This is a genomic window from Oceanobacter sp. 1_MG-2023, from assembly GCF_030689025.1.
Lineage (GTDB): Bacteria > Pseudomonadota > Gammaproteobacteria > Pseudomonadales > Oceanobacteraceae > Oceanobacter.
In genome coordinates this window covers 127,068-151,572 of the sequence record NZ_JAUYWA010000006.1, presented here as the reverse complement: position 1 = coordinate 151,572, position 24,505 = coordinate 127,068, and the positions used below count along the sequence as shown (strand labels likewise).

Annotated in this window: 21 protein-coding genes; 8 read left to right on the top strand and 13 right to left on the bottom strand. The window is 54.3% G+C overall.

The genetic code is table 11. The annotated features are described in order from the left end of the window. The first annotated feature begins 258 nt into the window (after window positions 1-258). Together Q8W22_RS06365 and Q8W22_RS06360 are read left to right on the top strand one after the other, a co-directional pair. Window positions 259-1,608, top strand: a complete 1,350-nt coding sequence (locus Q8W22_RS06365) for a DUF2868 domain-containing protein (protein WP_305451852.1) — start codon at window positions 259-261, stop codon at window positions 1,606-1,608. A gap of 1 nt (window position 1,609) precedes the next feature. Continuing rightward, window positions 1,610-3,025 (top strand): DUF3482 domain-containing protein, encoded by a 1,416-nt coding sequence (locus tag Q8W22_RS06360; RefSeq protein WP_305451851.1) that lies wholly within the window; start codon window positions 1,610-1,612, stop codon window positions 3,023-3,025. A gap of 24 nt (window positions 3,026-3,049) precedes the next feature. Here Q8W22_RS06360 and yegD read toward each other — a convergent pair whose 3' ends face one another. Beyond that, window positions 3,050-4,426 carry a molecular chaperone gene (gene yegD / locus Q8W22_RS06355; RefSeq protein WP_305451850.1) on the bottom strand — a complete coding sequence of 459 codons (1,377 nt, stop codon included), beginning with the start codon at window positions 4,424-4,426 and terminating at the stop codon, window positions 3,050-3,052. Between the two features lie 203 nt (window positions 4,427-4,629). On the opposite strand from yegD, the gene Q8W22_RS06350 reads away from it, so the two are divergent. After that, a complete protein-coding gene (locus Q8W22_RS06350; protein ID WP_305451849.1) occupies window positions 4,630-5,112 on the top strand; it encodes an SRPBCC family protein in 483 nt (160 codons plus the stop codon). Window positions 5,113-5,260: 148 nt separating this feature from the next. On the opposite strand, the gene rlmF is transcribed toward Q8W22_RS06350, so the two are convergent. Further along, the gene (rlmF, locus tag Q8W22_RS06345) at window positions 5,261-6,307 is read right to left on the bottom strand and encodes a 23S rRNA (adenine(1618)-N(6))-methyltransferase RlmF (RefSeq protein WP_305451848.1); all 1,047 of its coding nucleotides are present in this window, start codon (window positions 6,305-6,307) and stop codon (window positions 5,261-5,263) included. Between the two features lie 503 nt (window positions 6,308-6,810). On the opposite strand from rlmF, the gene Q8W22_RS06340 reads away from it, so the two are divergent. Further along, the gene (locus Q8W22_RS06340) at window positions 6,811-7,281 is read left to right on the top strand and encodes a bacteriohemerythrin (RefSeq protein WP_303434311.1); all 471 of its coding nucleotides are present in this window, start codon (window positions 6,811-6,813) and stop codon (window positions 7,279-7,281) included. A 370-nt stretch (window positions 7,282-7,651) separates the two neighbouring features. Here the strand turns inward: Q8W22_RS06340 and Q8W22_RS06335 are convergent, their stop codons facing one another. Continuing rightward, a complete protein-coding gene (locus Q8W22_RS06335) occupies window positions 7,652-8,281 on the bottom strand; it encodes a glutathione S-transferase family protein (RefSeq protein WP_305451847.1) in 630 nt (209 codons plus the stop codon). 325 nt (window positions 8,282-8,606) lie between these two features. Here Q8W22_RS06335 and Q8W22_RS06330 point away from each other — a divergent pair, with 325 nt between their 5' ends. Next, window positions 8,607-10,034 (top strand): (Fe-S)-binding protein, encoded by a 1,428-nt coding sequence (locus Q8W22_RS06330; protein ID WP_305451846.1) that lies wholly within the window; start codon window positions 8,607-8,609, stop codon window positions 10,032-10,034. 35 nt (window positions 10,035-10,069) lie between these two features. Here Q8W22_RS06330 and Q8W22_RS06325 read toward each other — a convergent pair whose 3' ends face one another. Next, a complete protein-coding gene (locus Q8W22_RS06325) occupies window positions 10,070-10,690 on the bottom strand; it encodes an alpha-ketoglutarate-dependent dioxygenase AlkB (RefSeq protein WP_305451845.1) in 621 nt (206 codons plus the stop codon). A 208-nt stretch (window positions 10,691-10,898) separates the two neighbouring features. On the opposite strand from Q8W22_RS06325, the gene Q8W22_RS06320 reads away from it, so the two are divergent. Next, a complete protein-coding gene (locus tag Q8W22_RS06320; protein WP_305451844.1) occupies window positions 10,899-12,254 on the top strand; it encodes a hypothetical protein in 1,356 nt (451 codons plus the stop codon). Window positions 12,255-12,360: 106 nt separating this feature from the next. On the opposite strand, the gene Q8W22_RS06315 is transcribed toward Q8W22_RS06320, so the two are convergent. Then, complete coding sequence (locus Q8W22_RS06315) at window positions 12,361-12,807, bottom strand: bacteriohemerythrin (protein ID WP_303431709.1); 447 nt, start codon at window positions 12,805-12,807, stop codon at window positions 12,361-12,363. A 607-nt stretch (window positions 12,808-13,414) separates the two neighbouring features. On the opposite strand from Q8W22_RS06315, the gene Q8W22_RS06310 reads away from it, so the two are divergent. Beyond that, window positions 13,415-14,335: a TRAP transporter substrate-binding protein gene (locus Q8W22_RS06310; protein ID WP_305451843.1), complete on the top strand. Its 921-nt coding sequence runs from the start codon at window positions 13,415-13,417 to the stop codon at window positions 14,333-14,335. 265 nt (window positions 14,336-14,600) lie between these two features. On the opposite strand, the gene Q8W22_RS06305 is transcribed toward Q8W22_RS06310, so the two are convergent. From Q8W22_RS06305 to Q8W22_RS06270, 8 genes are all read right to left on the bottom strand, one after another. After that, on the bottom strand, window positions 14,601-15,725 hold the full coding sequence (locus Q8W22_RS06305) for a BMP family ABC transporter substrate-binding protein (RefSeq protein ID WP_303431707.1): 1,125 nt from the start codon (window positions 15,723-15,725) through the stop codon (window positions 14,601-14,603). Window positions 15,726-16,139: 414 nt separating this feature from the next. Next, complete coding sequence (locus Q8W22_RS06300) at window positions 16,140-19,106, bottom strand: valine--tRNA ligase (RefSeq protein ID WP_305451842.1); 2,967 nt, start codon at window positions 19,104-19,106, stop codon at window positions 16,140-16,142. Between the two features lie 15 nt (window positions 19,107-19,121). Next, window positions 19,122-19,322 carry a hypothetical protein gene (locus Q8W22_RS06295; RefSeq protein WP_303431705.1) on the bottom strand — a complete coding sequence of 67 codons (201 nt, stop codon included), beginning with the start codon at window positions 19,320-19,322 and terminating at the stop codon, window positions 19,122-19,124. A gap of 44 nt (window positions 19,323-19,366) precedes the next feature. Continuing rightward, window positions 19,367-20,317 carry a hypothetical protein gene (locus Q8W22_RS06290; RefSeq protein WP_305451841.1) on the bottom strand — a complete coding sequence of 317 codons (951 nt, stop codon included), beginning with the start codon at window positions 20,315-20,317 and terminating at the stop codon, window positions 19,367-19,369. Beyond that, the gene (locus tag Q8W22_RS06285) at window positions 20,314-20,754 is read right to left on the bottom strand and encodes a DNA polymerase III subunit chi (RefSeq protein ID WP_303431703.1); all 441 of its coding nucleotides are present in this window, start codon (window positions 20,752-20,754) and stop codon (window positions 20,314-20,316) included. Before Q8W22_RS06285 ends, Q8W22_RS06290 begins: the two co-directional genes overlap by 4 nt. Before the next feature lie 100 nt (window positions 20,755-20,854). Beyond that, window positions 20,855-21,808, bottom strand: coding sequence for a putative RNA methyltransferase (locus Q8W22_RS06280; protein WP_303431702.1), 954 nt, complete (start codon window positions 21,806-21,808; stop codon window positions 20,855-20,857). Between the two features lie 7 nt (window positions 21,809-21,815). Continuing rightward, entirely contained in the window at window positions 21,816-22,943 is a 1,128-nt protein-coding gene (gene dapE, locus Q8W22_RS06275) for a succinyl-diaminopimelate desuccinylase (protein WP_303431701.1), read from the bottom strand. A gap of 135 nt (window positions 22,944-23,078) precedes the next feature. Then, window positions 23,079-23,720 (bottom strand): Slp family lipoprotein, encoded by a 642-nt coding sequence (locus tag Q8W22_RS06270; protein WP_303431700.1) that lies wholly within the window; start codon window positions 23,718-23,720, stop codon window positions 23,079-23,081. Between the two features lie 139 nt (window positions 23,721-23,859). Here Q8W22_RS06270 and Q8W22_RS06265 point away from each other — a divergent pair, with 139 nt between their 5' ends. After that, entirely contained in the window at window positions 23,860-24,423 is a 564-nt protein-coding gene (locus tag Q8W22_RS06265; protein ID WP_303431699.1) for a hypoxanthine-guanine phosphoribosyltransferase, read from the top strand. Window positions 24,424-24,505 lie beyond the last annotated feature (82 nt).

Below are 24,505 nucleotides of genomic sequence, written 5' to 3'. Positions count from 1 at the left end.
CTGGAGTGCTGGAGTGCTGGAGTGCATTGTGTTGGCCATATGATGCGAAGTTCGACTGCCGCCACGGTGCTGCCTATTCAAGATCTTGTTTTAAGATCTTGTTGCTAAACACCTGGCTGTCAGCCTTCAACCCATTATACCCATGACTGCGAATATGCCCTCGGAGCGATTCGCCACGTATACTGGCCCATCTTTTTATCTGCGGTCGGCCATTGACGGCTGGGCGTAACGGTTTTTGTTGCGGAAATTCAGGATTCTATGTCTTCAGCGTTATCAGTATCGTCAAACCAGGTTGTGCAGTTTTTTTTCAAGGACGGGGCCACCACCGCCATGTGTCGCTGGCTGGACTTCCGTTTGTTCGTGGCGCAAAAACCACTGTCATTAACAGCGTCCGACACCGCCAGTGGTGATGCCAGCAGTACCCTGTCGCCAGTGGATTATTTGCGCCGTTGGGAGCAACAAGCCTTGCAGCAGGGCAGCGACGACGGGCTGACAACCCCCGCCCGCTGGGTATTGTTGCTGTTGGGGCTGGTTATTGCGGTGGTCGGTTTTGTCAGTATGGCGGGGGTGTTGAACTACGCCAGCCAGCAGCCGGTGAATATCTGGGTACCTCTGCTGCTGTTCGCTTTCTTGCCCTTGCTGTTTACCCTGAGCAGCGCCTATATGACGGTGTTGGCACCAGCGCGTGAACCCGCTCGCCTGGCCAGTGCCCATCCCTTGTTGCTGGCGTTGGCCAACAAGCTGCGGCTGACGCATTTTTTGCCGTATCAGAAGGTGTTGTTCCCCTGGATGCTTTGGCAAACCCAGTGGCTGGGATTGGTTTTTTCAGTCGCTGCCTTGCTGGCCTTTTTTGCACTGGCGACCTTTCAGGATTATCAATTTGGCTGGTCGTCGACACTGATCAGTGACAATCGCACCATGGTACACATGATGGCGGTTGTCAGCTGGCCCTGGCACTGGTTAGTGGCATCACCGGGTCTTGAGCTGATCAGTCAGAGTCGTTTCAGTGCCCAGGATGTGATGGGGGCCGGTGCCGGTATGGGAAGCCGCCAGAGTGGCTGGTGGCCAACACTGGTGATGGCGATCATGGCGTACGGTATCTTGCCTCGGGTTGCGCTGGCGCTGTTGTTACGCTGGCGTTTTATCCGGCAGCTGCGCTGGAGCATTGCCAATAGCGCCGATGTTGAGCAATTTGTACTGGCACAGCAGCATCGGCAAAGCCACGAACCCCTGGTATCAGACGCAGCATTGGTGCTGCCAGACGAGATTGATATCAGCACTACGCCAGCCGATCTGATCAGTTGGCAGCAGCCAGATACCGACTGGCCGGTGGTCAAAAACCTGGGCAGTGGTGATTGGCTGGAAGACGAACAGTGGCTGGCCTCTGCCGACAGCAAGCGGCCGCGTCCGGTACTGCTGGTGGTGGATCCGGCGCAGACACCCACCGGTGAACTGGCAGACTGTATCGAGTTATTGCAGCACAACAATACCCAGGTTGTGCTGGTGCTGGTGTCCTCTGATGTCGAGGATGAGCGCTACCAGACCCTGCTTAAATCCTGGCAGTATTTTGCCAGCCGTCACCAGATTCCGTTAAAAAAGGGGTATTAGCATGACGATGCCAGGATTTGCGGTCGTTGGTCATCCGAACAAGGGTAAATCAAGCATCGTCGCGACCTTGACGCGTCAGGATGCAATCCGGATATCGGAAATTTCCGGTACCACGACAACAGCACAAGCGTTTGAGTTGTGTGTTGATGGTGTCAGTCATTATCGGCTGATTGATACGCCGGGGTTTCAGCGTCCACGACAAGTATTGTCCTGGTTGCAGCAACGGGCTCCCAATGCCGCTGAACGCAAACAGACGGTACAGGATTTTGTGACCGAACAACGGCATGCAGCGAGCAGCCGGTTTCAGGATGAAATCGAGCTGCTGCAGCCTATTCTGGATGGTGCCGGCATTATCTATGTGGTTGATGGATCCTTGCCTTACAGCCCGGAATTTGAAGCCGAAATGACCATTTTGCAGTGGACCGGGCAGCCTCGCATGGCACTGATCAATCCGATTGGCGGTGCTGCACATGTGGAAGAATGGCAAAACGCCCTGAGCCAGTATTTCAGTGTGGTGCGGGTGTTTGATCCCATGACCGCGGATCGCCAAAAGCAGTTCGCGGTGCTGTCGGCCTTTGCTGAATTACACGAACCCTGGCGACCTGCAATCGAAGCCACCATGGCGGCACTGACGCGTTATTTTGACCGTCTGGCCAGTCAGGGAGCGATGATTGTGGCTGAGCATATGGTGCAGATGATCAGTCATGTCAGTGATGTTCGGGTCCCGGCCGATTTTGCCAAATCTGCCTTGGAGACCCAGTTGAAAAGCCAGTATCAGCGCCACTTGCGCGATATGGAATTCAGTATGCAGCGCCAGCTACAGTCCTTGTTTGCCCATTCCAATATGCGAGTGCAAGCGCAGTTGTTAAGCGCTGATTACCCGGATCTGTTTGATAACAGTCACTGGTATCTTTACGGTCTGGATCGACAGAAAATCGTTGCGCTGGCGGCCTCTGCCGGAGCGGCGGCGGGTGCGGTGCTGGATGCCGGGGTGGGTGGCAGTTCGTTGATGGCCGGAGCACTGGCGGGCGGACTGTTGTCCGGGCTGGCCTCATTGGCAGCAACCTGGAAACCGGAAAAAATGAACATCAAAGGTGTGCCGGTTGCGGGCAAAACCCTGACCGCCGGGCCTGTGCGGGATCTGACGTTTGTGTTTGTCTTGCTGGGGCGGGCGGTGGATTTTCTGGAGCTGATGCTGCGACGGACCCATGCTGACCGTACCGTGGCAGAGCTGGCCTCGACCGGGTTGACTGAGCGCCTGGAGCGGTTGCCGAAACTGGAGCAGGTGCAGCTTACCCGCAGCTTGCAAAAAGCCGCCAAGGGGCTGAACGATAAAGAGCTGGTGCAACTGCGTGACTGGGTTTTACAGCTGAGCCAACCGGTGCCAGGGGACAGTCCGACTGGCAAACCCGGTTAATCGGAACAGGCTTCTGAGCGCATATCAGCGATATATCCGCTGTGCCCATTCGGTCAGGCCGGAGACCACGCTGCCAAAATGATCACCGTCCAGCAATGGAATATCCCCCAGGGTGCGCGCCACCGCCTGACGAATGATTGGTGAGCGGGCACTGCCACCGGTGATAAATACCTGGTCTGGCTGCACACCGGCCTGGGCGACGGCTTCAGCCATCAGTTCACTGATACGTTGCAGCGGGCGCTGGATTGCATTTTCCAGCCCGCTTCTGGAGACCTGGGTGTCCAGCCCGGCTTCGACAAAATCCAGCGCTACGCGGGTGCTGTCGGTATCGGACAGGGCAATCTTGGCGTTTTCAGCACAGCGTACCAGCTGCTGGTTCTGCTTGTTGGTTTGCAAATGTAACAGGCGGCTGATCAGCTCTGGTTGCAGGCAGTCCCGTTGCAGTTGCTGCAAGTGGAGGGTGGTTTCCAGGCTGCTGAAGCGCGACAACGCACCGACATCATTGGTACAGACGGCATCGAGAAAGGTTTTGGTAGGCATGGGTTTGCCGCTTTTAAGGCTGGCGTTCATGCCAAACAGCGGCATCAGCTGTCTGCCCGCCAGCGTGATATCGAGATCATTTCCCCCGATGCGTTCACCAGTGTGGCCCAGAAAGTCGGCGCTGCGGTCGTCGCGGTCGCGGTGATCCGGGCCCATTCTTACCATGGCGCAGTCACTGGTACCACCACCGATATCCACCACCAACACCGTCTGGTTGCCGGTGAGATGACGCTCAAAGCTTAGCCCGGCGGCAATCGGCTCATAAAGAAACTCGACGGACTGAAAGCCGCTGCGTTTGGCCGCAATACTGAGGATATCCAGCGCCTGGCGGTTGCTGTGTTCGGCATTGACGCCCTGGAAGTTGACCGGTCGCCCGATTACCGTATGAGTCAGGGTCTGGCCAAGGGATAACTCGGCCCGCTGCTTCACCGTTTGCATCATGGCGGTCACGATGTCTTCAAAAAAATGCACAAACTCCGGTCGCAGGCCGCTGGCACCCAGGTAGGATTTGGGCGATTTGACGAAGTAGCCTTCTTCCGGGTCGGCAAAATAGTGTGCAAAGGCTTGCTGGCCGACCTGCATAACGGCATCGGTGTCTTCGGAGGCTGTCCCCAGGTCCAGCTCACGCCGCGCCCGCTGGGCCAGTTGTAATGGCCCCCGCCGGGTTTTGATGAAATCATCCCGTTGCGGCCCTTCGGTCATGGCCAGTCCGACCTGCTCACAGATCAATTCCCGGCCGAGGGTGTACAGCGCCGACGGCATAAAGCATTGGTCGCCATCAACGGCCAGCAGTTGCACGGCATCCTGTGATTTGACGCCCATGGCGCAGTTGGAAGTACCGTAGTCGAAGCCGCAAATCATGGAATTCCTCGTGAGCCGGACAGCGAAAAGCCGCGCACATTAGCACAGCGGTTTGCGGGGTCAAGCAGGGAGGGATAAGAAAACAATGGCGAACAGATACCCTGCTTAAGGAGGTCAAGACTCCATACAAAGCAGTATGTTTGACCGGCGTATGACTGCGCATGCTATGACAGGCCAATAACAAAAAACGTAGGCCTATATTTATGAACAAAACACTTTCTACCCTGGTGATCTGTGGTTCAGCATTAACCGCATCTTGTGCTCATATGGACAGCATGGACGGACAGGCGTCGGTGACTGAATCCGTCAAGGTGAATGCCCCTGCGGCAGAAGTCTGGGCATTGGTGGGGGAGTTTAATGATTTGAACCGCTGGCATCCGGCGGTAAAACTCAGCAAGCAGGTATCGGATCGACGTTATCTGACCTTGCAGGACGGTGCGGAAATCGTTGAAGAAGAGACCAGCCGCGACAACAACGGCATGAATTACAGCTATCGTATCCTCTCCGGGCCATTACCGGTCGAAGCGTATAACGCGACCATCAGTGTCACGTCGATGGGTGACAGTCAGTCGAAAGTCACTTGGCAATCGACCTTTGATGCCAAGGGTATGTCCCGACCGGAAGCCGAAGCCGTGATCAGTGGCGTTTATCGGGGTGGGCTGGATCAGCTACAACGGATGTATTAACAAAGAGATTAATGGGTTTTTCTTGTTCTCAGGAAATCAGGGCAAGAGCCGGGGTGATACACCGGCTCTTTGTCGGCTGTCTGTGTTTATTCTATTCGTCTTGTTCTTGTGTTCTCTCCCGTCCTCCCACCAGTACTGAAGATAACGGCTAACGGCGCGTTGTATTTTGCCAGCGCATTTGCCGCCAGATTGTCTGTTGTTCTGCGTTGAGAAAACTCCAGGCAATAAAACGACTGCTTTTTTGACCTTGCGTCATGGTAATTGTTTGCTGCTGCACCACACCGATCTCTCGCAAGACCTTTTTCAGCGCCGGTAGCGCTGCCTGTCGTGATACCAGTGACGTAAACCAGTACACCTGGCTGGCGTACTGTTGGCTTTCCCGCATCATCTGACTGATAAAGTGGACTTCGCCACCTTCACACCATAATTCATTATTTTGACCACCGAAGTTGAGCGGCTGGTTTTTGGGAGTGGACTCTGAGCTGTGGCTTTCTTGAGGAGTGTCCCATCTGCCCAGGTTTTTCCATTTGCGCTGGTTGCCACGCGACATCTGCTCTGGCGACTCATGGAACGGCGGGTTACACAGGGTCAGGTCGAGAAATTCATTGTGCTGTAGCACGTGAGTGAAATAACAGTGCTTGTCGGGTTGCTGGCGCAGGCTAATGGCGGCCTGTTGTAACGGGTTGGCGGTCAGCACACGTTCGGCGGATGCCAGGGAGACCGGGTCGATATCTGCGGCAATAAAGCGCCAGCCATATTCGCTCTGGCCGATCAGCGGATAAATACAGTTGGCACCACAGCCAATGTCCAGGGCCTGAATACGCTTGCCCGCCGGTATTTTGCCACCATTGGCGGCTGCCAACAGGTCGGCCAGATTATGGATATAGTCTGCGCGTCCAGGGATGGGAGGGCAGAGGTAGCCGTCGGGAATATCCCAGTCATTGATTTGGTACCAGTTTTGTAACAAGGCCCGGTTTAATGCCTTGATGGCCACCGGGTCGGTAAAGTCGATGGAATGATTGCCACTTGGGGTGAGCCGAATAAAAGCGGCTAACTCAGGGCTGGTGGCCGTCAGTGCGTCAAAGTCATAACGCTGCTGGTGGCGATTGCGCGGATGTAATGCCGCTGCCTTGTTTGCCGCTGGGGTGGCAGATGGTTTGTGGCTGGATGAGCGGGGAAACGACTTTCGGGACATGATGACTCTGGTGGTGGGGTGGTTGAGACGGTGGCTGATCGTATGAATGCAGTGTCCGGAATCAGTAGCCGGGCTGTGGCCACTGCAAGGCAAAACGAAAGGTCGCCTGCAGTATAAAGATCATTGGTGGCAGGGAACACTCAATTATTCCCCCTTGGGTATTGCGGAGTTTTTATAAAAAAAGAAAATAGATCCAAGGGTGTTGGTTGTAAAAAATTAAATATTAATCATATTGTCATCTTTGTTTTGATATTACGTTTCTGATTTTTTTAGATTGTCCGATTGTCGATAATTAAAAAACCAAGGTTTTATAATTTTAATATAACTAATTGGTTATATGATATATGATGTGATTTATGTCATTATTTTTTTTCATATTTCGCGGCTACAATCACCGGCCTGTTGGTTGAGACTGTTTGGTCTGAATTCTATACGTACTTATTTGAATGCAGATGTTTGGCGTTGAAGTAGCCATTGCATTTCTGCGATTAAAGGAGATGGTCGTGAGTTATTTTGTCTGGAATGCTTCGTATGATATTGGTGTTGACATTATTGATAGTCAGCATAGACGTATCGCAGACTATGTGAATGATTTGCACCATGCGATCGAGCATAATGACGTTAGTGAAGTCTATAGCGTGATGGATCGGTTGAAAGATTATACCGTTGATCACTTCAGCTTTGAGGAGCAGTTGATGGCGCGGGCAGGCTACCCGTTGCTGGATGATCACTTACTGATACATGAGAAGTTTTGTGAACATATGGAGTTGCTGAGAGAGCAGCTCCATGGTGGTACAGACCCGATGAATGTCGCCCGGAAAATGCGTACAGGTCTGATGCGCTGGCTGCTGCAGCACATCAAGGAAGAAGATCAGAACTATGCGTCTCTGGTGCGTAAGGCATTACGCAAGGAAAGCAGTTGGGTCAGCGCAACGCTGAAGCGAGTGTTTGGTTCCGTGGATCATCATGCTTGATGCAGAATAAAAAAATACGATATTTAAAAGTATGAGCGACAATAAAATGTGATCTGGTTATCAAAATAAAAAAATCAAACGATGGCTTTATTGACAGCTATAAAAACAAGACTGGCTTTGAATGGTTGTTTGTGGCTGGGTGCATTTTTTTGAATGACATATTGCGCCACCAAGTGGTGCAATATGTCGTGGGTGTCATTTAAAAATTATTTCGCTGACTTTTTTCTGGCTGTGCTTGCCGCTGTTTCTTTCTGTTACCTATGGTAAGTAACTTGTTTTCAATGGTTACATGATTGTTTTATTTCCTGAATAATACGGTTTTTTATTGGTCAGTGGTTGCTGGAAAAGTCAATATTGACAATCGTAACCGTCAAAACTGTCGATATCCTTCTTCCATTAATACTTGTTGTACCGTTGGGCGTTGCGTCATTGCCTGGTAATGAATTTGGCAGGCACTGGGTAATGTCATACCCAGGCGGTTGGCCCAGAACTCGTTATAAAACAGCGCGGCATCCACAATTGACAAATGCTCATACAGTAATGCACCGGGAGATGCTTCCAGCCATTGGGCAACCTGGTGGAAGCCTTTTTGTACCAGAGTCCGGCCCTGGCGCTCGATGGCATCACGATCATCCGCATGCAGCAGGTAGCGCTCGGGAGTAAAAATACGGGTAAAACCGTGTCCATGCAGGGTGCCGACCAGATAATTGAGCCGGTCGAGGGCAACAGCCTGGGCCGTCGGATCGCTTGGTAACAAGGCTTTTTTCGGCCAGCGCTGGGCCAGCCACCAGGCAATGGCAACAAAATCGGTCAACGCCGTGCCGTCATCAAGCACCAGGGTGGGAATGGTGCCCTTCGGGTTGATAGCCAGGTACTCCGGCTTTTGTCCATCGCCCGCGGGCAGGTTCAGAACAGTGGCACTGAATACCTGTTCCAGTTCTTCCAGCAGAATATGAATACCTGTCGAGCAGGAGCCGGGGGTCATATAAAACGTCATCATCAGGCGTTACCTCATTGGCAGGGAAGACGCTGATATTGCAAATACACAACCAATCTGTACGTGATGGCATTTTCTGCTCTGGACCCGGTGGGTGCTCTTGCCGGTTGGTCTGGCTGGTCGATTGGGGGCTGGCTGGCGCTGTCGCAAAGCCGACAAGCCGGGAACAGCGACCGGTTTTGTCACGTTTCTTCTGGGGGATGTAACGACCCGGAGCGCAAGGAATCCATGTGGTGATGGCATGTACAGGGGGCTGCTTGGCCAGTCGTCGGTAGGAATGGAGATTGCACTCTGACCAGCTTACATTTATCGCGGGTTGGTATTGTTTATGACGGATTCTTCGACTTCTACAGCGTGCCTGTCACCGGAATCTGCCCCTCAGGATCTTGAACTGCAGCTGGATTGGTCTGCTTACCGTGATGCGGGGATGGGGGACGCGTATGCCGATATTCCCAAATATGGCGGCCATTACGCCAAGGCCATTGCCGCGTGTATCAATAGTCGCCAGTGCGAAGCCGCTGGCAAGCAGGTGATGTGCCCCAGTTATCGGGTCAGCGGTGATCCGAATCTGGCTACCGGTGGCCGGGTGCGTCTGCTCAAGGCGGCCTTGTCGACGCGCCAGGATTCAGCGCCGTTGCTGGACCCGGAATTGCAGCAGGCAATGGATCTGTGTGTCAGTTGCAAGGGCTGCAAGCGCGAGTGTGAAAGCAGTGTCGATATGCCGCTGATCAAGGCTGAATATCTGGCACAAAAATACGCCCTTCAGCCTCGCAGTTGGCGTTCCCGGCTGATGGCTTCATTGCCGCAATGGCAGCATCAGCATCCCTGGCTGGATACCTTGATACAGCTGCGTAACCGCAGTGGCTGGCTGCGTCGGATGGTGGACCCTGTGATGGGTCTGAACCCGGCGGTGAAGCTGCCGGTCCGTTCCCCCAAGCGGCTTGAGGCGCTGACCAGTCCGGCGGTTGCTGGCAACCTTAATGGCCATAAAGTTGCGATGTTTGTGGATACCTTTACGCGTTATTACGAGCCGCATATTGTTGAGGCCGCCATTACGGTGCTGGAGGCAGGTGGATATCAGGTGCGGTTGCTGCAGCCGGATGCTCATGCCAGTGGTTCCAGCCAGGATGCACGACCATATTGTTGTGGTCGTACCTGGTTGGCACAGGGCATGATTGATCGGGCCCGGACGGAGGCCAGTCGGCTGATTCAGGCTATATTGCCGCTGGTTGAGCAGGGTTACAGTATTGTGGGGCTGGAAGCCTCTTGTGTGCTGGGCTTGCGCGATGACGCCCAGGCATTGGGGCTGGGGGAGGCCGCGGTTACAGCAGCCAAACACAGTCTGTTGTTTGAAGAGTTTATTGCGCGTGAGAGCAAGTCCGGGCGCTTGAATCTGCCGTTGTCGAGTCCGGTTTCCGGCACGCTGGTACATGGTCACTGCCATCAGAAAGCCGTTGGGGCGATGAAGTCCGTGCGGCGGGTGCTGAAGCTGATTCCGGAGCATTCGTTTGATTTTATCGAATCCAGCTGCTGCGGCATGGCTGGCAGTTTTGGGCTGGAAGCCGAGCATGCGCAGCACAGCCTGGCCATGGCACAGCAAGGCTTGCTGCCCGCGCTGAGTAACCGGGGCGACCGGCAGGTCCTGGCGAATGGATTTTCCTGTCGTCAGCAAATACGCCAGCACAGCGATGCCCGGCCCATGCATCTGGCGGAGCTGCTGGCGGATTGTCTGGTGGAGACGGCTGGCCGTGAATAAAGCCGGTTTCGGGTAATATCGATGTCAGGTCGATGTCAGGTCGATGGCGGTGTAACCCAGCGAAACGTCAGGTTGATACGGGGCTGTTGTACGCCGGGTTCGGCGATCACTGCGTGCTCCCAGTGTTGCTGACATTGCGGCTGCATCAGCCAGAGATCACCACTATGCATCGGAACCGCTCGTTGCTGTTCTGGTGTGACTTTAGGCCGCAAGCGGAATATCCGTGTAGCGCCCACCGACAGGGAAGCAATCACTGGTGCTGGTCCCAGCTCCGGTTCATCATCGGCATGCCAGCCAACAGAGTCTGACCCTGAACGATACAGGGTTGCCAGTACCGAGTTAAAACGCTGCCGGGTCTGGGTTTCCACTTGCTGGCGCAGGTGCTGCAAAGGTTCTGGCCACGGTTGGGTGGGTAATAAATTATCAGAATAGCGATAACAAATCCCCTCATCGGCAAACCAGGCCTGTCGTCGCGGGATCGGGAAGCGCCGCCCAAATGCTTCGTAGCCGTCATCACTCCAGGTAATATTGTTGAGAAGCCAGCCTTGCCAGGCATCGGCTTCTGCTGGTGTCATCAGGGGGCCAATATAATGTAGTCCAGCGTCGGTGAGGCTTTCAGCAGTGTTGGATGATGGTGTTTTGGTAACATGGCTCACGACGGCGTTTCTCATTGTACGGTTTGTGGTGTGGTGTGGTGTGGTGTGGTATGCGGTCTTGGTATTTGTTGCTGCAGCATCGGTGCCATTCTTGATCTCGGTTGGATTTCACCTTGCTGTTATTGCTGCTCGTTGTAACCTGATCACCTGATCGTGTTCTTTGGTTATTATCAATCACGTTTTTTCTGCTCAATCTGTCGGATTCTGGATGTCTTCCCCTTTGTGGTTCCTTACTTGTTTGCGGCGCTGGCTGAATACTGGCGCCGGTACTCCCCCGTTAGCGGGCTGGCTGTTGTTATTGGCGTTGGTACTGGTGTTGACCAACGCGCTGTTGATCGATTTTCCAGCCTGGGTGGCTGGTGTACCGCTGTGGATCGCAACGGCCTTGTTGATCCCTCAGATAAAAGCGTCCCAACGCCGACAGATTGGCGGGCTGATGCTGGTGGGTGTTGCCGGGCTGGTCTTTGCTGCCTGGCAGGGGTCCTCTGCCTCGTATTGGCTCAAGGCAGTTGAGGGTAATCAGATGTTGCTGGCGATGATCATTGGCGTCAGTTTTTTACGGCTGGTGGCGTTGGCGGGAATGAGTGCCACAGAACGGTTGCCACAAGGCGTCCAGGCGCTGCAAAAAACCTTGTTCAGTACTCATCTGATTGCATCGGTATTGAATATCTCTGCCGCACTGATTGTTGGTGACCGTCTGGCCCATGCTCGTCAGCATCAGCCCTTGCAACCCGAACAGGGCATGGTGCTGTTGCGAGCCTTTTCGGCCTGCGCTTTTTGGTCACCTTTCTTTGCAGCGATGGGATTGACGTTGCTGAGCGCTCCGGGGGCGCAATTAATAACACTGGTGCTGTTTGGTTTGCCGTTGGCATTGGTGGCGCTGCTGTTTTCTGCCTGGGAGATTCGCCGTAACCCGGCAGCGAAAAACGCCATCGGCTACCCTTTGCGCTGGTCGTCGCTCTGGATGCCGTTGGTATTGGCGGTACTGGTGATCGTCAGCCACTGGATCTGGCCAGAACTGGCGGTACTGACGCTTGTTACCCTGATTGCCATTGTATTTTCGTTGATCTGGCTGCTGCTGACGCGAGGCGGAAAAGGTGCCAAAGACATTGTGCAACATATCCGGGTGGGACTGCCTGGCATGTGCAGTGAAATTGCCTTGTTTCTCGGGGCGGCAGTCCTGGCGGCGGGGGTGTCAGCCAGTATGAATGCCTTGGATATATCCGTTGCTCCCGCTCAGTTTGGTGCTTTAGAAGCCTGTGTCACCCTGTTGGTGCTGGTTATCGCCGCGATTGCGGGGATGCATCCAGTGACCAGTGTTGTGCTGGCGGGCAGTTTGTTGGCGGGTAGCGTGGATGACCCGAACCTGCTCGGTTTGACCTTTTTGATGGGGTGGGCCATTGGCGTAGGGATTTCGCCACTGTCGGGTATTCAACTGAGTTTGCAGGCGCGTTTTGGTATGAGCGCCCGTGCCATGATGTGGGCCAATCGTTATTACGCGTTGCTGATGTTGCCGCTGTGCTGCGCAACCTTGTATGGGTATGGGTATCTGATAACTCTATAAGGTTGTTAAGCGGTGATCGGATTGCTTGGAAAGCTGACTGGCAGCGTAAAAGGGTGGCAATTGCCCTGAGGGTTGAGGGAATTGCCACTGCCTGGGATTGTATCAATCAGGCAAAAAAGCGTTTCACCATACGGCCGACAAACCCGCCTTCGAGTGATTTGCGGACGTAAGGGACATAATCCTTATCGTCGCGCTGGATATGATTGGTGAGCCACAAGCCGATGTCTGAGCGGACTTCTTTGGCAACCTTGAAACAGTCTTCGCCGTTTTCTAGACGTTGATTGTAGGACAAAGCGCGATCACGAAAGGCTTCGTGCACTTTGGCGTGAGCATCAAGGATGGGGTAGCCAGCGCGCTCCATCAGAGTCTCTTCAAAGGCATTGTGTGAGATGGAATAGTCGATCAGAGACCGGGCAATCTGTTTTACAGATTCCGGGTTTTTCATCTTTATCGCCTTGTCGACCTCGAGGATATACTCAAAAATTCGCTTGTGTTGAGAGTCAACTACATCGATTCCTGTTTCGAATCCGGGCACCCACTGGAACTGTTGCATGTGTATTCCTCCTTTAAGTATACGCTAGTACAGCAAAAGGCATTCCAATATTAAGTTCTTTTAAATCAATGGGTTGAAAATGAGAACAGGGTTTATTTGTCATATTGATGACAACAGAATGTAAGTTTTATGACACTGTCCAGATGGATGGAATTGTAGGCTTTATGACATAGCTCGCGTAAGCGTGATTGCATTGTTGGCAAAAATTTTGCTGTAAAACGAATTGGTTCATATTTAAAACATTGTGTTTGACCGTAAACAACCCAACCCGGTTGAAATACTTATGGGGAAGTCGTGGCAGGTATTGCAGCAAAAGTAGTAGTGATTTGGTCGGGCTAAAGGAGTGCGATTCAAGCCCTTAAGTATTATTCCTGTTATCCGCGGGTCGAGAGATGCTGGCTCTCTATGCCCAGATACGTCATCTGGCTGCAGGAACAGCAATAGCCAGAGGTTGCCGTAACACACCTAAAAGACGCTCCGGTGGACGGACGAAGATGCATGACTCTGGTGAACGAACGACCGCTCCACGTAATGGCATGGATCAGCAATGATAAAAATAATAACAAGGCAGCAACAGCACCGAACAATCATATTGGCACTGCTACTCATGGTCACGGCGACCAGCGCGGCTGCCGAGACCATTCGCTTTGGCATGATCACAACACCAGATCACGCCTGGTCCAGGCTGATGCAACAGTTTAAAAATACCGTAGAAAGCAGCTCTGGCAATACTATTCGGGTGCGTGAATCCCGCTTCGCCAAAGTCCGTGGAGAGTCCAGCATTATCGAACTGTTAGGGCGAGGACAGCTACAGGCGGCGATTGTTGCGGTTGGTTCACTGACCACGCTTGATCCTGCGTTGAATGGCTGGCTGATGCCATACCAGTTCGCCGATACCGGGCAGTTACGTCGGGCGGCGCAGCGGGATGATGCCAAAACCATGTTGGTCGGTCTGGAGCGCCACAATCTGGTGGCGTTGGGGTATGCCTTTTCCGGTATGCGGGTGATTATGTCGCCGGCGGCGATGGCCTCTGTCCAGGATTTGAAAGGCAAAAAAGTAGGCACCTTCCCCAACGACGTATTCTACAACTGGTATCGGCAATTGGGGGCCGATCCGCAACCGATCCAGATTCAGGATATACGCCTCTGGTTTGAACAGGAAAAAATCGACGCTATTGATATCGACCTGGCTACGGCGGTTGATTTGCAGCTGTCTACCCAGGCTCCCAACCTGATGTACACCAGGCATATGGCTTTTCCCGGAGTGTTTGTGGTGTCCAGAAGCTGGTGGGATGCGTTAACGCCAGAACAGCAGCAGGCCATCAGTACGGCCTTTACCCAGGCAGAGCAGGCAACTTTTGCTGGCTTGGAAAAAGCGGAGCAAGCCGACCTGAAGCAACTGCGCGGGGAGGGCGTTAGCGTGAAAACCTACACCGAAGCCGACTTTAATAGCGTGCCCCAAAAGCTGCGAGACTTTTATTACGGCACTAATGAACGCCTGAAACGTTTTGGTATGGATCAGCCGTAACCGCCTGCTCTGATCGGGTTAAATGGCTGTGGCAGCAGAGCATCGTTCCTTGATACCAAATCAGGGGGAGTTAAGTTTACCGGCCGGGGCAAGGTATTGCCCCATGATAACCCTCTTGCCTGCCAGCGGAATGGCTGTCTGGTGATCCGGGTCGCGGTTGCAATGCCTCGTTCCCCGGGTCAACAGGCTGGCCAATCGGCTTCGTGATTCGAAACCATCCGGTAGCCCAGAGTGAGCACCGGATTAAATGGATGTCCCCTGTAGGCTAGAAAGCCAATAACGAGCCTGTGACACCTTCTACGTACCAGTTCATCCGTAATAGCTGATCGTCAGATAATTCTTTACCTTCCTTGATGCGGGTGCTGCCACGATAGCTTTTAATCGGGCCAGCAAATACTGAGTATTGGCCGGACATTATTTCTTGTTGCTTATTGGCTACCAGCCGGCGTATATCCGCGGGAATTTCAGGGCTGATTGAAACCAGCTGAGAGGTAGACTCTGCCATGCCAGTCCATTCACTGTCGGGCTTCCAGGTGTTGTTTAACAGGGCTTGAATGCGATTGATATAATAAGGCCCCCAGTTATGAACAACCGACGCCAGGTGTTTGCTGGGTGCAAATGGACGCATATCTGAGTGGTAGCCGATAACATAAACGTTTTTCTGCTCGGCGATTTCGGCAATGGCGGATGAGTCGGTATGGTGTGTTAATAAATCAACACCGGATTCAATCAACTGATTGGCCAGCTCAACATCTTTTTCCGGGTCGTACCATTTATAGGTCCAGAGTACTTCGACTTCAGCCGTTGGGTTAACTTCCCTGACTCCCATGGTGAATGCATTGATGCCACGGATAACTTCCGGTATTGGATGCGCAGCAACGTAACCAATTTTGCCATTTTTGGTCATGCTGCCAGCAATCAGGCCAGAGAGGTATCTGGGTTGATAGGCTCGAGTCGCGTAATTGCCCAGGTTTCCACCTTGGCGGGATCCAGTGGCGTGTTCAAAAATGACATTGGGATTATCGCGGGCAATGCTCTCGGTGGAAACCATATAACCAAACGAAGTAGCAAATACGATATCGTTTCGGTCTGCCAGGTCTTGTAATACCTCACGTGAAGAGCGTCCTTCCGGAACAAATTCAACGACTTCTGTTTCGACTTTATCGCCAAATGTTCTTTCTATCGCAAGACGTCCCTGGTTATGAGAATAGCTCCAGCCAACATGATCGGCTGGGCCGACCAATATGAAGGCAGCTTTGATGGGGGAGGCATAAGCGGTACTGGAAAGGATGATTGGTAATAAGCCAATGGCCAGTACGGCAGCGAAGAAGGCGAATCGGGTAGTGGCAGAACCAATATGGCTGAGCAGGGAAACGGGTTTGATATTCATCACGATTAATGACCTGAGAATGCTTGGTTGCAAAACCTGACCATATGGTCAGCTTGCGGGGATTATCAATATCTCAACCATTCAGGTCAATAAATAATCAATTTGTTAATGGGTCTTATTCGACACAGCGGACAATCCCGCAGAAGGAGCAGTGATTGCGAATGGATGGATGCCTGGTGGTTCGGTTCTGGAAGGATTTGAATTTACGTGGGGAGCGGCCCTGTCCGTGGCCGTCGGATTCCGGGGCCGGCCCGGAATGACAGATTTTTATACGGCTCTGTTTGTGGCTGTCAGGCAGGAGAGTTGTGCATTTGCATGCCGTAGAGACCGTGGAGTGGCGCGTAGTCGTCGGCTAGCGTCCGTGCCCGACAGGCGGCATTCCGTGTCCGCCGGTCGGCATGTTGCTCTGTTGGGTTACAGCGCCTTGATGGCTTCGATCTGTTCCTTGATCTTGCCCAGATCGCGTTCGTAACCGGTCAGCTTGTCTTTCTCTTTTTCAATCACGGCAGCCGGGGCCTTGGCGACAAAACCGGCGTTGTTCAGCTTGTTGCTGATGCGGCCAATTTCTTTGCCCAGGCGTTCTTCTTCTTTGCCTAGGCGGGCGATTTCCTTGTCTTTGTCGATCAGTCCGGCCATGGGTACCAGCACTTCCATATGGCCAACCAGTTGGGTGGTGGCCATGGGGACGGTGTCGCCGTCGTTGACCCAGGTGATGCTGCTGAGTTTGGCCAGCTTGGCAAGGAAGGTCTGGTTGTCGTCGGCGCGGCGGAAGTCGTCGTCATTGCCGTCTTTTAACAACAGGTCGAGTTCCTTGCTGGGGCCAATGTTCATTTCTGCACGAATGTTACGTACCGCCGTGATAACACCCTGTAGCCATTCGATATCGGCTTCGGCTTCGGTATCGATCAGGGCTTCCTGGGGGACCGGGTAGTCGGCCAGCATTATGGAGGCGCTGGAGTCAGGCCCGCCTTTGCCAGCGAGGTCTTTCACTTGCTGCCAGACGGCTTCGGTGATGAACGGAATAATGGGGTGGGCCAGACGCAGGGTGGCTTCCAGCACGCGTACAAGGGTGCCAAGGGTGCCGCGACGAATCTCGGCGCTGGCGTTTTTGTCCCACAGTACGGGTTTGGACAACTCCAGATACCAGTCGCAGTATTCGTTCCAGATAAATTCGTACAGTGCCTGGGCGGCCATATCGAAGCGGTATTGGTCCATATGGCGACGGACTTCGGCTTCGGTGCGTTGCAGGCGCGAGATAATCCAGCGGTCGGCGAGACTCAGGGCTGCGGCTTCGCCGGTGGCACCGCAGGCGGCCAGCATGTCGTCGGTGATGGCAATGGCGGTGTTGTTGGCGGCCGCGGCTTCGACGGCTTCTTCGCCAGCGATGGAGAGCATGACGTAGCGCGAGGCATTCCACAGCTTGTTGCAGAAGTTACGATAACCTTCCAGGCGTTTCATGTCCCAGTTGATATCGCGGCCGGTGGAGGCCATGGCTGCCAGGGTGAAGCGCAGGGCATCGGTGCCGTGGGGGGCGATGCCATCGGGGAATTCTTTTTGGGTGCGCTTGCCGATTTTTTCCGCCAGCTTGGGCTGCATCATATTGCCGGTGCGTTTTTCCATCAGCTCATCGAGGCTGATGCCATCGATCATGTCCAGCGGGTCAAGGACGTTGCCCTTGGATTTGGACATTTTCTGGCCAACTTCGTCGCGGATCAGGCCGGTAACATAGACGGTCTTGAACGGCACCTGGGGCTTGTTGTCGTCGTCTTTACAGAAGTGCATGGTCATCATGATCATGCGGGCAACCCAGAAGAAGATGATATCGAAGCCGGTCACCAGTACATCGGTCGGGTGGAAGTCGGCCAGTCGACGAGCCACTTCCTTGTCGTCGATATTGGGCCAGCCAAGGGTGCCAAAGGTCCACAGGGCAGAGGAGAACCAGGTGTCGAGCACGTCGTTGTCTTGCGTCAGTTCAACATCGTCGGCGAGGTGGTTCTGGGCGCGTACTTCGGCTTCATCGTGACCAACAAAGACGTTGCCTTCGGTGTCGTACCAGGCCGGGATGCGATGGCCCCACCAGAGCTGGCGGGAGATGCACCAGTCCTGGATATCGCGCATCCAGCTGAAGTACATGTTTTCGTAGTTTTTCGGTACAAACTGGATATCGCCATTTTCGACCGCTTCGATGGCCGGTTTGGCCAGGGTTTTGGCATCGACGTACCATTGGTCGGTGAGCATTGGCTCAATGACGACGCCGCCGCGGTCGCCGTAGGGCACAGTGAGGTCGTGGTCCTTGATGGCATCGAGCAGGCCCAGTTCGTCGAAGTCGGCAACGATGGCTTTGCGGGCGGCGAAGCGTTCCATGCCCCGGTATTTTTCCGGAATATGAGTGTCGACTTCGGTGTTGACCGAGCCGTCGCTGTTAAACGCCTGGGCTTCGTCGCGAATATCGGCGTTGAAGGTGAGGATGTTGATCATCGGCAAGCCGCAGCGCTTGCCCACTTCACAGTCGTTAAAGTCGTGCGCCGGGGTGATTTTGACGCAACCGGTGCCCTTGGTCATATCGGCGTGTTCATCACCGACGATCGGGATGCGGCGACCCACCAGCGGCAGTTCAATAAATTTGCCAATCAGGTGCTGGTAGCGCGGGTCTTCCGGGTTAACCGCAACACCGGTGTCTCCGAGCATGGTTTCCGGACGTGTTGTGGCGACCACAATATAGTTCTGGGTGTTGCCATCGGCGTCGGTGCAGGTCTCGCCATCGGCCAGCGGGTAGCGCAGGTGCCACATGCTGCCCTTGGATTCCTTGTTCTCAACTTCGAGATCCGAAATGGCGGTGTGCAGTTTCGGGTCCCAGTTGACCAGACGTTTGCCGCGATAGATCAGGCCTTCTTTGTGCAAGCGGATAAACACTTCTTGTACGGCTTTGTAGAAGCCGTCGTCCATGGTGAAGCGTTCGGTGTCCCAGTCGACGGAGTTGCCGAGGCGGCGCATTTGACGGGTGATGGTGCCACCGGACTGGTTTTTCCACTCCCAGACTTTTTCGAGGAATTTTTCACGGCCCAGTTCGTGGCGATCTGGTTGGCCTTCAGCTGCCAGTTTGCGTTCAACCACCATCTGGGTGGCGATACCAGCGTGATCGGTACCGACCTGCCACAGGGCTTTTTTGCCCAGCATGCGGTGATAACGGGTGAGGGCGTCCTGAATGGTGTGCTGGAACGCGTGGCCCATATGCAGGGAGCCGGTGACGTTCGGCGGTGGAATCATGATGGAGTAGCCTTCGCCATCCAGGCCGTCCTGATAGGGCTTGAAGTAGCCTTTGGCTTCCCATTCTTGGTACCAGGTTTGTTCGATGGCGTCGGGCTTGTAGGTCTTGTCCATGGCGGCGGTGTGATCTCAATGGTGGTGCGGCATGCCATCCGGGTAGCCGGGTAGATTGGCAAGCGACTGATTAAACGATAAAAAATGGCGGCCAGTATAGCGGAATCGTGGCGCGTGTTCAGCCGCTGGATGGGCCGGATGTGTTTTCAGGGTGAGTTGCTGGGGGTGTGGTGGAATGGTTGGCCAGTGAAGTTCGTTCAGTGAAGCCCAGGCCACGCGCGGGTCTGGGCGTATGGCCTGGCAGTTCGGGAGCCAGAGTATCAGTCGCGAGGTTTGCTCATCAGGATATTACGCAGTTTTTCGCGCAGGCGGGCCTGGATCACTGGAGTCAGCTCATCGACAAGGGACTCGATCAGTTGCTTCTTCTCGGTGGCCCCCAGTAGGGCGATGGCATCGGAGTCACGCTGTTGTTTTTGCTCTGTCACCCGTTGCATGGTGCGGTGTGCTTCTTCGGCACTGTGTTGGGCCGCCAGACGCTCGGAGGTGAGGCGGTCCAGTATCGACTGCGGCAAAAACGGGTTGGACGATATCTTGGCAGCTATCTCCGGCACGTCAGCGTCAGCTGCTGGAGACTCGGGCAGGACTGGTGCTTCCGGTTCCGGTTCAAAATGCAGGGGCTCCAGAGTGGGGGATTCCGGTTGTTGTGGTGCCGGTGTGATGGCGTCTTGCGGGATATTGCTCTCGGTGAGCGTCGGGATGGTGTCCGTGCCGGAGGTGACGCTGGAGGTTGTGCTGGCCGGGTCTGGGGCAGCGGCGGGTTGGGCTGCTGGCTTGTGCGTCGGTGTATCAGACTGGACTGGTTTGAGGGCGACCGGCTCAATATGCAGGTTTTCAGGTGCCGGGTAGTTATCTTCGACCGGGCCAAAAATGGCATCGAGGGTATCGGAGCTGTGGTCGGATTCGTTCTTGCGTACCATTTCCTGACGCAAGTATTCCAGAATGTCGCTGGCGACAATTCGGGGTTGGCTATCCGCTTCCGGACTTTTGACAGCGGACAGATGAGGAGGACGCTTGTTTGGCGGATTGATATTGCGTAATACCGGCGGTTCATCCTGGCTGAACAGGTCGCTCAATACCGGGACATCGTCGACAGTATTCAGCTGAGTCAAGGCTTGCTCAAGGTCAATTTGCTCACCAGCGGCATCGTCGAGGACGCGCTGCAAGGTTTCCAGTTCGTCGAGTAAGTTACGCGAATCGTTGTCGGTACTCATGTGCGTAGTCTCATATCCTGGTGAGTAATGGGGTAGCCCCTGTCACGCAAAAAACGGAAATGGTCGCGGGTATGTCCCAGTACGTCATCCTGCTGGATAACAACTTCGACCAGTCGATCAAAACGGCCAAAAAAAGATGGCAGTTGGTCGTTCAGGTTAATCAGTACGTCATGCTGCTCTGTCGGCGCATCTTGCCAGCCTATATGTACCGGGCTTTGGCTTACGGGTCGTTGTTCATCGACCAGGCTGTGTGGCACAAAAGCGGTATGACGAAACGCCCACAGCTGCCGGTCCAGTTGCTCGGCATGGCTGCGAGAACCGGTATGGATATAAATATGCTTGCCCTGGGCCAGGACTTTTTCGGTCAAACGACAGACAAAGTGCTGTTGCTCGTCGATGGTGGTCGCGGCCAGTACATAAAAAAGAATATCGGTCATGCGAGGCGTGGCTGCCGTTGTTGCAGGTCATTAATAAACTGAATGCTACCCGGTTGATGGGGGGCTTTCAAACCGCTTGATGCTATTAAACGAGGATCTTTTATATGTTCTCTGCCGGTGCGGGTTGATCGTTTGATGAATGCGCTGAAAATTGCGAGATACGGACACTAATAGTCAGTTCCAGACCATTCAGGGCCAGTACCTGTTGACGTTTTTCGGCGGTAATGCGCCAGCCATGTGGTGTCATGGTAAGCAGGTCGGGGAGGGCGGCGGCCGGAATAAATACCTGGCTGCTGTGCTCGCTGCTGCCAACCCGCTCAAATCCCTGTTTTATCATGTCATCAGTTGGATCGTAACTGTCGCTGCGAACGTCGGTATAAATGTGCTGCCGGAGTTCTTGCAGGTGTTGCTGTGCCGGTGTAACCAGCCAGACAGGTGCTTCGGGTTTGAGCAATTCCGCCCAGCGGTCAGCCATGGTCGGGGTAAACACACTGAGTATGGCGTCGAGGCTGCCAGGCTGGAACGGCAGGCGACTGCCACTGGCCACCAGCCAGTCAATCTGCTTGCTGCGTTGGCAGGCGGTACGGACTGCATCCCGTGAAATATCGATGCCGTACAGATGGTGGTGGATATGGTTGGCGGTCAGTTGTTGCGCCAGTGAGGCGGTGTAATAGCCTTCACCACAACCGCTGTCGGCAATATGGAGTGTCTGGGAGGCAGACGTGTTTGCCCGGTCTGCCAATACCGGGATCAGGGCGGTGTTGATGGCATCAGCAATGGCTTGATAATAACCGCCGTTGAGAAACTGTTGTCTGGCCCTGACCATTTCAATATTGTCGCCGGGATTGAGCGAACGCTTCTGGTTGACCAGTAACAGGTTAAAATAGCCCTGGCGGGCGCGGTCAAAACTGTGGCCATTGGCACAGCCCCGGCTGCGGGCGGCACCGTGTTTGTCAGTAGCGCCTGCCAGTTCCGGTAAGGGTTGCTGGCAAACCGGGCAGATCAGAATATCGTTTGCCTGGGGGATGGTCTGTTCTGTGTCTGTGCTTGTCATCGGCTGGCTATCCTAGCAGGCGCTCAAGAATGCCTTCGTACAGGCTGGTGAGGGTGTCGAGGTCGGCGGCATTGATACATTCATTAACTTTGTGAATGGTGTCGTTGCGAGGGCCGAGTTCCACGACCTGTGCGCCGGTCGGGGCTATAAACCGGCCGTCGGAGGTGCCTCCGGCGGTTGACAGTTCGGTCTCGCGACCAGTCACTGCGCGGATGGTATCCACGCAGGCATCAACCAGCGGGCCGTGGTCGGTAAGGAATGGCAGGCCGCTGAGGTTCCATTCAATGTCGTAGTCGACCTGGTGCTTGTCGAGAATATCGCAGGTACGTTGTTTGAGAATGTCGGCTGTGAGCTCGGTGGAAAAACGGAAGTTGAACACCACGGTCATGCTGCCAGGGATAACATTGGTTGCACCGGTGCCGGCATTGATATTGGAAATCTGGAAGCTGGTGGCGGGGAAAAAGTCATTGCCCTGATCCCATTCTTCACTGGCCAGCTCCGCCAGCGCGGGTGCTGCCTGATGAACCGGGTTACTGGCCAGGTGCGGGTAAGCCACGTGTCCCTGAATCCCCTTGACTGTCAATACTGCGCCGAGTGAACCCCGGCGGCCATTCTTGATGGTGTCACCCACCAGATGGGTCGATGAGGGTTCACCAACAATGCAGGCATCGATTTTTTCGTGCCGGGCTTCCAGTGTTTCAATCACCTTGACGGTGCCGTTGTGGGCCGGGCCTTCTTCATCGCTGGTGATCAGAAAAGCAATCGAGCCTGTGTGGTCAGGGTGCTTGGCGGTGAAGTTTTCAACTGCGACCACCATGGCGGCCAGTGAACCTTTCATATCAGCGGCGCCGCGGCCATACAGCATGCCATCCACAATTTGGGGTTCAAATGGCGGATATTGCCAGTTCTGTTCCGGGCCGGTAGGCACAACATCGGTATGGCCGGCAAAGCAGACCAGCGGGCCGCTGTTGCCACGGCGGGACCAGAAGTTATCGACTTCACCAAAGCGCAATGGCTCATTGGTAAATCCGGCGTTGGCAAGACGTTCCATCATTAACGCCTGACAACCTTCGTCTTCCGGGGTGACGGAACGGCGGGCAATCAGGTCGCAAGCCAGTTGTAAAGTAGGGGACATGACAACTCCAGAGGTTGGTGCAGGGCGAAAACGGGCGCGGATAATACCATAGCCTTGAGCGGGATAAAGCGCGTCGCACTGCGCGGTGGTGAAACACCGGTATCGATCACTGATGGTAATGCACCGGTGTTGTCCTCAGGGCGTGCTGGCCTTGGGGTGGGCGGGGTGTTTGGGGACAGGATGCTTGAGCGGTTTGGCACCGGTAATAACCGCGCTGCGGTAGGGATAGGGGTAGCCGTAATAGGGCCCTACTCCCCAGACAAAGTGATAGCGGACCTCAGGGGCTGATGTTTTGCGCCAAAGCTCGATGCCATCGGCCTGGATATGGGCAAAACGATAGGGATGCTCACCAATATGCCCTTCATCCATACCGGTCAGCTGCCCCCGAACGGTAACTAACCGGCCGGACTGGTAGGTTTCCGGGTCAATAAAATAATCGAACTCGGCCCGAAAGCGGCCATCGGAACGGTCGCTGTCTGAACGCGGCTGGCCAGAATCCCACAGCGGGCGCTGCAATATCTCCAGCGTAGTGTGCTGATCACCATTGATAACACTGATAATTTGCCCGCCCAACACAACGGTTTGATGTTGGTATTGCTCCGGGTTGGCTTGTATCTGTTGCAATGACGGCAACATGTCGGGGTCAGGTACTGCGACTGATGACGGGTAGCTGGCACAGCCGGATAGCAGCAGTGCCAATGCGCTGCATCGCAGGCCGGATTGCCAGTGGCGCAGAGAGTGAGGGTGGTGCTGTGAGGTATGACGAAAAAAGTACATAAGCCAAGTTCCCTGTCGTGCTGAATGACGTTGATAGCCAATGGTTTGATATCAGTGCCAGAAGAATAGATCGGCAGGTTTCGCCGTTCTGGCCGCGTGTTACTATGCCGGTTTTTTACTGACATGCCGAGAAGCCTCCATGAGTGAGACACTGACAAAAGATCAGCTGGATACTGTATTGCAAGAAGCGGACTTACTGAAAACCCCGGAGCAAGTGGACGACGCGATCAATCAGCTCGCCGCTGATCTGACTGAGCGCCTGCAAGATACGGTTCCTGTGGTCTATACCATTATGAATGGTGGTCTGGTACTGGCCGGGCGGTTATTGCCCCGGCTGCCGTTTGCGCTTGAGGTTGGCTATATGCACGCTACCCGTTATCGCGGTGATGTGACAGGCAGTACCGAACTGCAGTGGCAAGCACCGCCATCGATACCAATGACGGATCGTACGGTATTGATTCTGGACGATATTTTTGATGAAGGTCATACCCTGGCGGCCGTCGTTGAAGCCTGTCGTCAACAGGGTGCCAAAGAGGTGCTCACCGCCGTTTTGGTCGATAAGCGGCATGATCGCAAAACCGATGAACTGACCGTTGATTACGCCGGTATGGAAGTTGAAGACCGTTATGTCTTTGGTTGTGGTATGGATTACCGTGGCTTCTGGCGTAATTTGCCGGGCATCTATGCGGTTAAGGGTCTGTAACCGGCTGTTGGCCTGCCATAACAAGGGGAATAACCGTTATTCGTTGTGATTGGCAAACGGCTGTTTGTACTGGTGATGTGTC

Bases quoted from the DNA above. Each gene is read 5' to 3' on its own strand.
- Q8W22_RS06350 (WP_305451849.1), top strand. From the start codon at position 4,630: ATGAACAAAACACTTTCTACCCTGGTGATCTGTGGTTCAGCATTAACC.
- Q8W22_RS06310 (WP_305451843.1), top strand. From the start codon at position 13,415: ATGGTCACGGCGACCAGCGCGGCTGCCGAGACCATTCGCTTTGGCATG.
- Q8W22_RS06335 (WP_305451847.1), bottom strand. From the start codon at position 8,281: ATGATGACGTTTTATATGACCCCCGGCTCCTGCTCGACAGGTATTCAT.
- Q8W22_RS06315 (WP_303431709.1), bottom strand. From the start codon at position 12,807: ATGCAACAGTTCCAGTGGGTGCCCGGATTCGAAACAGGAATCGATGTA.
- Q8W22_RS06285 (WP_303431703.1), bottom strand. From the start codon at position 20,754: ATGACCGATATTCTTTTTTATGTACTGGCCGCGACCACCATCGACGAG.
- Q8W22_RS06330 (WP_305451846.1), top strand. From the start codon at position 8,607: ATGACGGATTCTTCGACTTCTACAGCGTGCCTGTCACCGGAATCTGCC.
- Q8W22_RS06270 (WP_303431700.1), bottom strand. From the start codon at position 23,720: ATGTACTTTTTTCGTCATACCTCACAGCACCACCCTCACTCTCTGCGC.
- Q8W22_RS06265 (WP_303431699.1), top strand. From the start codon at position 23,860: ATGAGTGAGACACTGACAAAAGATCAGCTGGATACTGTATTGCAAGAA.
- Q8W22_RS06305 (WP_303431707.1), bottom strand. From the start codon at position 15,725: ATGAATATCAAACCCGTTTCCCTGCTCAGCCATATTGGTTCTGCCACT.
- dapE (WP_303431701.1), bottom strand. From the start codon at position 22,943: ATGTCCCCTACTTTACAACTGGCTTGCGACCTGATTGCCCGCCGTTCC.
- yegD (WP_305451850.1), bottom strand. From the start codon at position 4,426: ATGATTTGCGGCTTCGACTACGGTACTTCCAACTGCGCCATGGGCGTC.
- Q8W22_RS06360 (WP_305451851.1), top strand. From the start codon at position 1,610: ATGACGATGCCAGGATTTGCGGTCGTTGGTCATCCGAACAAGGGTAAA.
- rlmF (WP_305451848.1), bottom strand. From the start codon at position 6,307: ATGTCCCGAAAGTCGTTTCCCCGCTCATCCAGCCACAAACCATCTGCC.
- Q8W22_RS06280 (WP_303431702.1), bottom strand. From the start codon at position 21,808: ATGACAAGCACAGACACAGAACAGACCATCCCCCAGGCAAACGATATT.
- Q8W22_RS06300 (WP_305451842.1), bottom strand. From the start codon at position 19,106: ATGGACAAGACCTACAAGCCCGACGCCATCGAACAAACCTGGTACCAA.
- Q8W22_RS06365 (WP_305451852.1), top strand. From the start codon at position 259: ATGTCTTCAGCGTTATCAGTATCGTCAAACCAGGTTGTGCAGTTTTTT.
- Q8W22_RS06320 (WP_305451844.1), top strand. From the start codon at position 10,899: ATGTCTTCCCCTTTGTGGTTCCTTACTTGTTTGCGGCGCTGGCTGAAT.
- Q8W22_RS06290 (WP_305451841.1), bottom strand. From the start codon at position 20,317: ATGAGTACCGACAACGATTCGCGTAACTTACTCGACGAACTGGAAACC.